The sequence below is a fragment of the Pseudomonas sp. IPO3774 genome, from assembly GCF_013386835.1.
Lineage (GTDB): Bacteria > Pseudomonadota > Gammaproteobacteria > Pseudomonadales > Pseudomonadaceae > Aquipseudomonas.
The window spans coordinates 53,811-64,189 of record NZ_JACAQY010000019.1 but is presented as its reverse complement, the minus strand read 5'-3'; the positions used below and the strand labels follow the sequence as shown (position 1 = coordinate 64,189).

10 protein-coding genes are annotated in these 10,379 nt (G+C 63.5%); all 10 read right to left on the bottom strand.

Annotation, left to right across the window (positions count from 1 at the left end; all coding sequences use genetic code 11):
* Nucleotides 1–123: 123 nt before the first annotated feature.
* Genes HYE77_RS14150 through HYE77_RS14105 form a run of 10 tightly spaced genes read right to left on the bottom strand, consistent with a single transcriptional unit; the run spans nucleotide 124 to nucleotide 10,202 of the window.
* Nucleotides 124–1,101 (bottom strand): LysR family transcriptional regulator, encoded by a 978-nt coding sequence (locus tag HYE77_RS14150; RefSeq protein WP_177068901.1) that lies wholly within the window; start codon nucleotides 1,099–1,101, stop codon nucleotides 124–126.
* 53 nt (nucleotides 1,102–1,154) lie between these two features.
* On the bottom strand, nucleotides 1,155–2,090 hold the full coding sequence (locus tag HYE77_RS14145) for a peptidylprolyl isomerase (RefSeq protein WP_177009735.1): 936 nt from the start codon (nucleotides 2,088–2,090) through the stop codon (nucleotides 1,155–1,157).
* Nucleotides 2,087–2,575 carry a YbjN domain-containing protein gene (locus HYE77_RS14140; RefSeq protein ID WP_177019718.1) on the bottom strand — a complete coding sequence of 163 codons (489 nt, stop codon included), beginning with the start codon at nucleotides 2,573–2,575 and terminating at the stop codon, nucleotides 2,087–2,089. The genes HYE77_RS14145 and HYE77_RS14140 overlap by 4 nt, the downstream gene beginning before the upstream one ends.
* 20 nt (nucleotides 2,576–2,595) lie before the next feature.
* Nucleotides 2,596–3,222, bottom strand: a complete 627-nt coding sequence (locus HYE77_RS14135; protein ID WP_008430322.1) for a hypothetical protein — start codon at nucleotides 3,220–3,222, stop codon at nucleotides 2,596–2,598.
* Between the two features lie 17 nt (nucleotides 3,223–3,239).
* Nucleotides 3,240–4,937: a putative porin gene (locus HYE77_RS14130; protein ID WP_177028761.1), complete on the bottom strand. Its 1,698-nt coding sequence runs from the start codon at nucleotides 4,935–4,937 to the stop codon at nucleotides 3,240–3,242.
* 41 nt (nucleotides 4,938–4,978) lie between these two features.
* The gene (locus HYE77_RS14125; protein ID WP_032898546.1) at nucleotides 4,979–5,686 is read right to left on the bottom strand and encodes an energy transducer TonB; all 708 of its coding nucleotides are present in this window, start codon (nucleotides 5,684–5,686) and stop codon (nucleotides 4,979–4,981) included.
* A 3-nt stretch (nucleotides 5,687–5,689) separates the two neighbouring features.
* Complete coding sequence (locus HYE77_RS14120) at nucleotides 5,690–6,115, bottom strand: biopolymer transporter ExbD (protein ID WP_003211540.1); 426 nt, start codon at nucleotides 6,113–6,115, stop codon at nucleotides 5,690–5,692.
* 11 nt (nucleotides 6,116–6,126) lie between these two features.
* Nucleotides 6,127–7,926 (bottom strand): DUF2341 domain-containing protein, encoded by a 1,800-nt coding sequence (locus HYE77_RS14115; protein ID WP_177009738.1) that lies wholly within the window; start codon nucleotides 7,924–7,926, stop codon nucleotides 6,127–6,129.
* A 24-nt stretch (nucleotides 7,927–7,950) separates the two neighbouring features.
* The gene (locus tag HYE77_RS14110; protein WP_008430334.1) at nucleotides 7,951–9,549 is read right to left on the bottom strand and encodes a ShlB/FhaC/HecB family hemolysin secretion/activation protein; all 1,599 of its coding nucleotides are present in this window, start codon (nucleotides 9,547–9,549) and stop codon (nucleotides 7,951–7,953) included.
* Between the two features lie 59 nt (nucleotides 9,550–9,608).
* Nucleotides 9,609–10,202, bottom strand: coding sequence for a transposase (locus tag HYE77_RS14105; RefSeq protein WP_003211546.1), 594 nt, complete (start codon nucleotides 10,200–10,202; stop codon nucleotides 9,609–9,611).
* Nucleotides 10,203–10,379: the final 177 nt, after the last annotated feature.

Below are 10,379 nucleotides of genomic sequence, written 5' to 3'. Positions count from 1 at the left end.
CCGGGGGGTGGGGCAAAGCGTTTTTGGTTACTTTTTTAGGCGTTTGTAAAAAAGTGACCCGCTGTAAGAGCGGAACCATAAGTAGCCGTTACCGAAGAAACGGATATGTACTCAATCAATCAATCAATCAAACCACTCCCCCCGCTCAAGAAACGTATTCCGAATCATCTCCACCACCCACCCCACCTCCAGCGGATGCCGCACATCAGCACTCACCCCCATCCAGACCTGCCGCTGCATCGCCTCCAGAAACACCCTATCCAACGCCGTCAACCCACGATCAAAACAACTCATGTACCGCGGCAACAACCCAATACACGCACTGCACCGAATCATCTCCAGCATCAGCGGATACGCTTCCACCCGCACCACCCCCGCCAGCCGCTGCTCCACCAGGCTATTCCACGGCCGCAGCGCCTCCACCTGCCGGTCCGGCTGCCACTGCACCAACATATAATCCGCAAGGTCTTCAATGCTGTCCGGCCGCACCGCCAACCGCGAATACCGCTTGGCAATATGCGGCGAATAATCCAACCGCGCCAACACCTCCGGCGCCCCAATGGCAAAACTCGGCCCCGCCCCCGGCGAATCCATACCCGACAACCACACCACCACATCCGCATCCAGCGCCTGCAACCCCAACTCGCTGTCGATGGAAATGATCTCCAGCCGCACACTCGCATTGCGCCGCAACAGCGCAATCAGGTCGCGCCCCAGAATGTCATGCAGGATCGACTCGGCAACCGCCAGCCGAATCAACGGTTGCTCCAGCACCGGCAAGCGTCGCTCATGCGCCAGGGCAATCAACTGCGCCTGCAACTGCTGCCCTTCACGACTCAGGGCCAGGACATTGCCCTGATAGCTGAACAGCGAACGCCGCAGTTGCTCTTCCAGCTGCGCCAGGCGCTTGCGCAACTGCGTGGCCTTGATATTGAGGCTGCGAGCCGCCTGCATGAAACACCCACAGCGGGCGCTGATCAGGAAATACTGCGCCACCTCGGGCTCGATGGCGGCCGCCAGGGCCAGCCAGGCCTCGCGGGATTCGGTCGACGCACGATAAGGCGCGACGCCGTGGGGTACAGCCGGTTCAACAAATACCATGGGAGACTCCCTGTCTTGTGGGTACTGTGCATCCAATGCGGCGATACGGTTTTTTACTCCAGCACCTTGTTCAGCTCGGCGCCATCGATACTCAAGGTCGCGGTATTGAGCATGCCTTCCAGGTAGGCCTTGGCAATCTGCTCCTGGCGTTGCGCACGCAAGGCCTCGGTCAGGCGGCCACGCAGTTCATCCAGCGTGGCCGTGCGCGCCGGTTGTTGCCCAGTGAGTTTGAGCACGTGAAAACCCGCCGCACTCTGCACCGGCTCCGACACCCCGCCCGTCTTGAGCCGCGCCACCACACCGCGCATTTCAGGCACCAATTGCTGCAATGGCTGCATCCCGGAATCGCCACCGCGCCGGGCGCTGTCGGGGTCCTGGGAATACTGGCTGGCCAGGGCGGCAAACTCGCCCGGCGAGGCCTGCGCCTTGCGGCTCAACTCCTGGGCCTGGCGGCGCACATTGTCGACGGTTTGCGGGTCGCTCACGGCCAGGAAAATCTGGCTGACCTGGTACAACGGCGGCGTCACCCATTGTGCCTTGCCGCTGTCATAGGCTTGCTGCAATTCAGCGGCGCTGGGGTAATCCGTCGGCACCTGGCTGACCGACAACATGTAGTCGCGAAATACGATCTGCTCGGTGGCGGCGCGGGTCTGTTGCTCCACCTCCGGGCGCTGCCGCCAGCCCTGGGCATCGGCCTGTTCAAGCACGGCCTTTTGCGCCAGGCGCGAACGCAGCCAGGTTTCCAGGGCGCTGCGGTTGCCACGCAACTGCTCGCGGGTTTCCGCCGGCAAGGCGGCCAACACCGACTTGAGTTCGGCGAGGTCGATCTGCTGGTTGCCCAGGCGCGCCACCGCCGGCCCGTCCTTCACGGCCACCGGCGCCGGCTGCTGGGCTGCGACCGGGTCACTGCCCGGCCGCAGGCTCAACCCCACCGCGACCGCCAGCACCACCAGGGCGCCAGCGCCGACCACCAGGGTTGGTTTCTTCACAGGGCAGGCGCCTCTTCACGGGCATCGACGGCAGGCGCGGCGTCGGCCTGGGCTTGAAGCTGGGCGGCTTGCTGGCTGTATTCACGCAGGTAGACGATGAATTCCTGCAGCAGGCGGTCCCACAATTCCAGCTGATTGCGCAAGTACGGCGCACCCACGCCGGCGGCCACCACATCCATCTCCATCAGCAGGAACTCACCCTGCAACGACAACCGCGCAAAACGTCGGGAAGCGTTCCAGACCTGGGCCAGCCCCTCGGGCAATTCGCCTTGCACCCGCAGCGCGCAGCTGTAGGTGAAGTCCACGTAGCTGCCCTGCTCTGCCGCCGGGTTGCCCAAACGCACGGCGAAGCCGATGCCCTGGCTTGCGCTGAGCAATTGCACGATGCCGTTCTGCTCGGTCTGGTTGACCCGGTAGCCGGCTTCCTGCAGCAGCTCGGTCAAGGCTTGCGGGGTCACGCTGGTGATCAGTTGTACGTCGCTCATAAGGGTCTCTTCCTTGTCGATCAATGATTAGTGACGGTCTGTGGAGCATCGAACCGATTAAGGTAAAGGCCGTCACCAAAACCCTGGGCGAGTTCCTCGAACTTGACCCGGGTGCTGCTGGCGAACGGTTGGCGGATGCTCATCACGTCGGCCACGTCGATTTTTTCGTAGGCCGTCAGCAACTGCTGGGCCACGTCGTACATCTGTTGATTCTTGACTGAACATTGCTGCACTTGTGTGTCACGTTCCGTGAGTTGCGCCTGCAAACGTGCGCGCTCGGTTTCTTTGCCCCGGGCGATTACCAGCAAGTCTTCATAGGCTTTCTTGAACTTGCCCACCTGCTCATTGCTCGCGGCCACCTGGGCCTGGGCCTGGCTGTGCAGACTCTGTTGCTGGCCCACCAGTTGCTCGGCCACGCCACGGGTCTTTTCCAGTTCGGCGGTCAGTTGCTTGACCTGCGCCTGGGCCTGCTTGGCCTGGGTTTCGGCGGCGATGCGTGCGGCACTGGCCTGGGCCTGCTCGCTTTGCAGCGCCTGCAACTGCTGGGTAGTGCTGCGCAGCTGAGTGCGCAGGCGCTCCTCCATGCCTTCAGCCGAAGCGCCGGTGGTGACGAGCAGTAGAAGCAGGCCGCAAATTCGCGTGTTCATGAGCTTTCTCCGGCGCATCAGAAGCGCGTGTTGAGTTCCAGTTGCATGACATCCACTTCAAACGGCGCGCCATACACTTCGGAGGCGCTGAGCCAACGGGCACTGGCGTAGATGTTCTTGTCGAGGCCGTAGTTGGCACCGATGAAATAGCCCTTGGCGTTGGTGCCGCCAAGGTGGAACGAGGAGTCGTTGAAGCCGTCCGGCAAGGCATCCGGCTGGATGTATTTGTAGCCGGCCAGCACGTTCCAGTCGCCCTTCTTGCGCATCTCCAGCGCACTGCCGAGGGTGAACTGCACCAGCAGCGCATTGCCGCCACTTTCAAACTGGCCGTCGCTGTTGAGATTGTTGACGATCTGGCCTTCGCTGCGCTTGAGCATCTCGCCCTTGTCGTAGGCCAGGTTGTGGATGAAGTTGGTCTGGCTGCGCAGCTTGAGGTCCTCCGGCAGCTCGCTGTCCCACGCCAGGTTGAGGTCCAGCACGTTGAACTTGGACGCCAGGCCGACGAATTGCGGTTGCGGGGTCAGGCCAGGCGTTGCCGGGTTGGGGGTGATGTCTCGCAGCAGGAACACGCTGTTGCCCTTCTGCATGAAGGCCAGGCGCGTGCCATCGGTATCGCACGCCGGCTGGCCGGCCCACGGCGAGCAAGGGCTGGAGCGTTCGCCCTGGATATCGCCGAAGTGGTAGTAGGCCATCGAGCCCTTCAGGCTGTTGCTGCGGTTGATCTTCCAGTCGGCGCCGATCTGCCCGCCGAACAGCCATTTGTTTTCGCTCTCGTCCTTGTCGAAGCCGTTGGTGGTGGCGGTGTCGGGGCTGTATTCCACCGGGAACGCGCCGAGGGTGCCGAACAGGCCCCAGTCGCTGTTGAGCTTGTGGTTGAAGATCGCCGCCACACCGTCGAAGTTGAGGTCGCCGGAATACATCATGTCGGTGGAATAGAACGGGTTGGCAAAACGTCCGGCGGTCAGGGTCATGTAGTCGGTGGTCTTCCAGGTGAGGTAGCCCTGGTCGAGCCAGATGTCTTTCTTGCCGAAGCCGCCGCCCAGGGTCTGGGTGGTGGACACCGGGTTGTTGTCGTTGCCGGTGCCGAGGCGGATGCCGGCGGTCCATTCCGGCGAGATAACGGCTTTCATGCCCAGGCGGGCGCGCAGGCGGAACAGGTTCTCGCGGTCTTCGCGGGTGTTGAGCAGCGGCGGCAATTTGGTGTTGGTGTTCTTGTTCACGTCGTAGGGGCCGCTGTCGTTGAGCTTGGCGTAATCGACGATTTCATTGCTGTTGTTGCCCGAGAAATAGCGCGACTCATCCCGCAGGCGAATATCGCCGTCGAAGCTGATGCGCGAGACCCACTCCGGGAACGTGTTGGGCTGGGCCCAGTTTTCCTGCTTGGCGGTGGCCATGACCTCGGCCTTGACCTGGTCGCGAATCTGGTCGCGCACCGCTGCCGGCACGTACTGCACCCGCACATCGCCGGGGGCCGCAGTTGGACCTGCCGCTACTGCCGTGGCGGTGCTGGCCTGACGTGCCTGCTGAGCCTCTTTTTCAGCCTGGGCGATCAGCCCGTCGGCCTGTTCCTGCTTGAGCACACCTTGCTGCACCAGCAGGCGGATCAGGTTGATCGTGGCGTTTTCCGAAGGCGCGGCGGCGGCCGTCGCCTGGCCGACCAGGGTCGCGATGACCATGCCGACCGCCAGGGTCAATCGATTCACGTGGGAAATCATCTGCACACAACTCCTGTAGAAAACTGCAAAAAAGGGTTCGATCAATCCGGGCGCCGGCCCTTGAGGGACAGGCGTACCGGCAGGGTCATTGAGGTGGGTGTGCGTTCCTTCAGCCGCGGTGTGGCACGCAATGCGGCCAGCACCTGGGCGTCGGTGTCGGCGTCGCCGCTGGACTTGGCCAGCTCCACGCGCGTCACCTCGCCGTCTGCGCTCAGCCACAGGTCGGCCTGCACCGTGTAGGCCTTCTTGCGCAGCTCCGGGTCTTCCCGCAGCAGGCGCTGGAACACCCCGGCCAGGTACTGCTTGAACGTCCCGGTACCGAGCCCGCCACCACCGGAACCGGCCATGCCGCCGCCCTTGCCGGCACCGATGTTGAAACCGTCGGTACCGGACTGAGCGTCGCCGTCGATCTGCATCGGGTTGGCCAGGTCGTCTGCTGGCGAAGGCGGTGCCTCTTCCTCGGGCTTGACCTCGTCGGGGGTCGGCGTGGGTTCCGGCTCGGGGATTTTTTCCTGCACCTCGGGCTCCGGTTCCTTGGGTTTTTCCGGCGGCGGTGGTGGCGGTGGCGGCAACGGAATAATCGTCGGCACCTTGGGCGCTTCACGGCGCACGCCACTCATGTCATTGGCCCACTGCCAGAGAAACCAGGCAGCCACGGCGCCCAGCAGCAGGCCAATGCCCCACTTCAGCGGGCGCAATGGCGGCTTGTTCTTGAGGGGCGTCGGCGTGATCGGCATCTGTGCGGTCATGACTCAGCCCTGGCTCGGTTTGCCGGTGACCAGCCCGACCTGGGACAGCTCCAGGCGACGCAGCAGGTCGAGCACTTCGATGACCTTCTGGTACTGCACCATGGCGTCGCCGCGCACGATCACCGGGAAGTCCGGGTTCAGCGCTTTCTCGATGCGCAGGCGCTCTTCGAGTTCAGGCAAGGTCACCGGGTAAGCGTCGAGAAACACCTGGCCGCCATCGTTCACCGAGATGGCCTTGGTCTTGGCCTCGGACAGCGATACCGAAGCACTGGCCTTGGGCAGGTGGATCTGGATCCCCGAGACCTGGGCGGTGGCGGTGAGGATAAACATCACCAACACCACCATCAGCACGTCCACCAGGGGCGTGATGTTGATGCTGTCGACGGGGGCGTCATCGTCATCGTCGTGGGAGGCATTCACGGAAGCCATGCTGATTCTCCTCAGGCCGGGACGTGGGCGTGGTGGTCGCGACGGTGCGCCGCTTCACTGTGCTGGCTCTCGCCGTGCATCTCCGCCAGGCGGGTGATGAACTCGTCGACGAACACGCGCATGTCGGCGCTGACTTCCTTGTTGCGGGTAATCAGGCGGTTGTAGCCAAACAGCGCGGGGATCGCGACAAACAGGCCCATGGCCGTGGCCAGCAAGGCCGCCGCCATACCCGGGGCGATGGCGTTGATGTTCACGTCGCCGGCCATCGCCGTGCCGAGGAACACCACCATGATCCCCAGCACGGTGCCGAGCAGGCCGATATACGGGCCACCGGCAATCGCGTTGGAGAGGGTCGACAGCTTGGCGCCGAGTTGCTGGTTTTCCCGGGTACGCACGCCGTCCATGGAGCAGCGGATGGCTTCGATGGTGGCTGCCGAGACCGACGAGGTGTCGGCGCCCTGGGCGCGGCGAGTGCGGATTTCCTTGACCGCGACCCGGTACAGGCGCCACAGCGAGGAATGGGTCAGGCGCTCGGCCAGCAACGCGTCGTCGTAGTACATCTCCAGGCGCGTACCGATCTGTGCGAATTGCTCGCGGAAGATATCGTTGGCAGCACTCACGCGACTGACCTGGCGGTTCTTGCGGAGCATGATGAACCACGACTGGAACATCATCCCCACCAGCACCAGGATGATCACCCAGGCATCCACCGGCACCGCCTTGAGCAGGAACCCCAGGCTGCCGAAGCCGAAGCCCGACTGTTCTTCATCCACGCCATAGGCCACCAGTTTCGACTCGGCGCCCTGGGCCGTGGCATCGGCCAGCAACAGGGCTGCCGGGCGCGCGACCTTGGACAAGCGCAGTTCGTCCATGGCCCCGGTAAACGGCAGGTGCCCGCCGGCGGCTTCCGGCAAATCGGCACCGATGGCCAGTTGCGAATTGAACGCCGGCATCGCCACTGCGAGGGTCGCGGTCTCACGGCCGTTGACGTACAGCGAGACCTTGTCGCCCTCGGCGGTGAACGCCAGGTGCTGCCATTGGCCGGGGTTCAGCGGCTGGGTCGAGACGGCGCGCTGGCCGTCGATTTCAATAAACGGCATGCCCTGGTTCAAGCCCAGCAACAGGCTGTGGGCGCCCTCGCGACGGGCCACCACCACTTGCTCGCCGCTGGCCTGGTCGACCCGCAACCAGGCGCTGAAAGTGAAGGCGCCGCCCGCTGCGTGTTGCAGCGACGGGCTGGCTGGCAGCAGCAACGGCTGGCCACTGAACTGCAAGGCCCGGCCGATCACGCCGTCGATGCTCGCACCGGTGGCGTTTACGGCAGTGTTGCCGTAGGCCGTGGTGTCCCGGGGCGGCGTGCCGTTGGCGCCGTCGAAGTGGTAGAGCGCGGTGTAGTTCGGGTCGAAGGTCAACTGGCCGTTGGCGGTGGCCGGCGCCTTCTGGTTGCCGTAGTACATCCACAGGTCCTGGCGCTGGCCGCCTTCGACCTTGGGCACATCGACCCAGATCAGCGCCATGCCCATCAGCGGGTCGAAGCTTTCGATCTGGTGGTTGAACACAGTCTTGTCATCGGCGCTGACAAAGCGCAGGTCGGCGCCGTCGTCCTTGACCCCGTCAAAGCTGAAGTTGCCGGTGTGCAGGCGCACCAGCAACGCAGTGCGGCCCAGGGCCTGGCTGATGGCTGCGCCCTGGGAGGTGGTGTCCACCGTGATCTGTTTACGGTAGTGCCAATCGTCCTGCCACCAGGCATGGGCGGTGGCCGGGAGCGCGAAGCCCAGGCAGATCAACAGGCTCAGAAATAGGCGTTGCATGTCAGGAGTCTCCGAAAAAAGGGGTCAGAAAGTCGCCTGCACACTGAAGTGCAGTCGCGAGTCCTGTTTCTGGGTATTTGGGCCTTCAAGCAGCGGGTAGCCCCAATCCAGGCTGCCGGACAACCACTTGCTCAAACTGGCGCGGGTGCCGAGGCCGACACTGGCCAGGCTGTATTCGTCTTCCTGCTCGGGCAGCGGGTCATGCAGGCGCAGGCGTGCGCCTTCGGCAAACGCGTAGAAGCGCCACTCCTGCACGTAGCTGCCGAGAAACTTGGCCAGGGACGGCGTGCGCAGCTCCTGGGACAACAGGTAGCCTTCGTCGCCGGTGCGCTCGGCGGCGAGATACCCGCGTACCGACGTAGCGCCGCCAGCGGAATATTGCTCGTTGGACACCAGCGGCCCCGAGGCCAGCTGGAAGCCGGCCTTGGACGCCGACTGCCAGTCGTTGCCGAAGGTGTAGGTGTAATTCAGGTCACCCTTGAGCACCGCAAAACTCGGGCTGGCCTTGTCACGCTTGTACTGGAACTCCTCGGCGTCGCTGCCGTAGCCGAAGAACGCGCGGGTACCCACCACCAGGCTCAAGCCCAGCCCCAATTGCGACTGCTCGGTGTAGCGGTAGCCGTTGTAGCCGAAGGTCAGCGGTGCGTACTTCAGCGGGATATCGTCCGTGCTGCCGCCAAACTTCATCTGCTCCTTGAAGTCCTTGAAGTCGACCCCGGCAGAGAACGAATTGGCCCAATTGCCACTGGCCGGCAGGCTGTAGATCGCCGACACGCCATAGGAATGGCCCTTGCCCAACACGTTGCTGCCGCCGATGGTGGCGATGTTGCTGTCGGACTGATAACCGGAGAACTGCAGGCTCCAGCGATCAGTCAGCGGCGCGGTGTAGGAGCCCGACCAGACCTTGGCGTTGTCGCTGTCCTGGGGCGCGGTGAAGTAGGTCAGGGAAATGCTGTGGCCCAGTTGCCAGAGGTTGTCGTAACCCAGGGTCGCGACGCTGCGCAGCTCCTTGGTGTCGGCGCTGTAGTCGTTGTTCAGGCCGAGGCTGGCGTGCCAGGGGTTCTGGTCTTCCACCTGCAGGTCGACGTCCATGGTGCCGGGGCGCTGGCCCTCGCGGACCAGCGGCGTGACCTGCCGCCCGGCGCTGCGATTGAGGCCGGCGAGTTGGGTTTGCACGCTGGTGAAATCCGGAACCGCGCCCTCCTTCAAGCCGGGTACTTCGTCGCGGATTTCCACCGGCGAATAGTGCTTGGCGCCGACCACGCGGACGCGCCCGACCTTGGTTTCGCTGACCTGCAGGTAAACGATTCCGTCATCGACCTTCTGCTCCGGCAGTTCGACGAACACCGACTGATAGCCGCGTGCCTGATAGATCTTCTGCAGGGCATCCCGGGCGCCTTCGATGTCGGCGAGGGTCTTTTGCGGGCCGAGAAACGGGTACACCGCCTCTTCGATCGCACGAGCGTCGAGCACGGTGTTGCCGCGCACGAAGTACTCGTTGACGTCCACCAGCCGTGCCGGAGGCTCGGGCTGGGTGCCCTGCTCTTCGGCCTGTAGCGGTTGCGCCAGTGCACCCAGCGTCAGCCAGCACAGCGCCAGCGTTGATTTGAACAGATGCTCCACACCGCCCCCTGGTCTACTAAGAATGATTGCCGTCGCCGTTTGCCCGGCGTTTGGCCTGTTCAATTGCTGGATATCGAGGTGCTGCCGTGCCGGGCGAGCCAGGTGTGCAGCAGGGCGAAGTTCAGGGAGAACTCCGGCATGTGCAGCAAGGCGCCACAGAACACTTCACCGATGATTTTCTGGATCAACTGCACCGCCTGCGGGTTGTTCAGGAACGTGGCGATGTCGCGTTGCAGGAGGTTGATGCCCCAGACTTTCTGGTTCAGGTCGAGGCCGACGAACCAGCGGAACAGCAGGTTGTAGTTGAGTTGTTCGTGCAGTTGCTGTTCGTTGGGGACTGAGTACAGGAGTTGCAGCAGCAGGATCTGCAAGACGGTCTGGGGGGCGATCTGGGTGCCGGGTTGGGCCTGGAGCAGGTCGCGGTGGAGGTCGAGGATGTCGTCGATCTGCGGGCGCAGCAAGACCAGTGAATGGCCTGCGGGGATGTAGCTGGAGACTTCCTTGAGCGCGCCTTGCCAGTCGTCCTGGGAGACGATCCATACCCACGGTGCGCCATAGCGGTAGACCGAGACCGGTTTTTTGCGTGCGGCTTCGACGATCTTTGACAGGCGCTGGTCGAGCTCCTGCATGCCGACTTTCGAGTAACGTTCCATAGTTCCCATTCGCCCCACTCCTGGCATCCTGCTTGCGGCTCTGACGTCGCCTTTTTTGGCGGTGTTGAGCGCGTTACATAGCCAAGACGGGGGTCGCTGGGGACTACCGAACTTTTGTCATAAAAGCTTCTTTTTTGGGGCGGGGTGAGGTGGGCATATCCGTTGCTGCGGTCAGGG

Coding starts and splice junctions, on each gene's coding strand:
- HYE77_RS14105 (WP_003211546.1), bottom strand. CDS start 10,202: ATGGAACGTTACTCGAAAGTCGGCATGCAGGAGCTCGACCAGCGCCTG.
- HYE77_RS14150 (WP_177068901.1), bottom strand. CDS start 1,101: ATGGTATTTGTTGAACCGGCTGTACCCCACGGCGTCGCGCCTTATCGT.
- HYE77_RS14125 (WP_032898546.1), bottom strand. CDS start 5,686: ATGACCGCACAGATGCCGATCACGCCGACGCCCCTCAAGAACAAGCCG.
- HYE77_RS14135 (WP_008430322.1), bottom strand. CDS start 3,222: ATGAACACGCGAATTTGCGGCCTGCTTCTACTGCTCGTCACCACCGGC.
- HYE77_RS14140 (WP_177019718.1), bottom strand. CDS start 2,575: ATGAGCGACGTACAACTGATCACCAGCGTGACCCCGCAAGCCTTGACC.
- HYE77_RS14130 (WP_177028761.1), bottom strand. CDS start 4,937: ATGATTTCCCACGTGAATCGATTGACCCTGGCGGTCGGCATGGTCATC.
- HYE77_RS14115 (WP_177009738.1), bottom strand. CDS start 7,926: ATGCAACGCCTATTTCTGAGCCTGTTGATCTGCCTGGGCTTCGCGCTC.
- HYE77_RS14120 (WP_003211540.1), bottom strand. CDS start 6,115: ATGGCTTCCGTGAATGCCTCCCACGACGATGACGATGACGCCCCCGTC.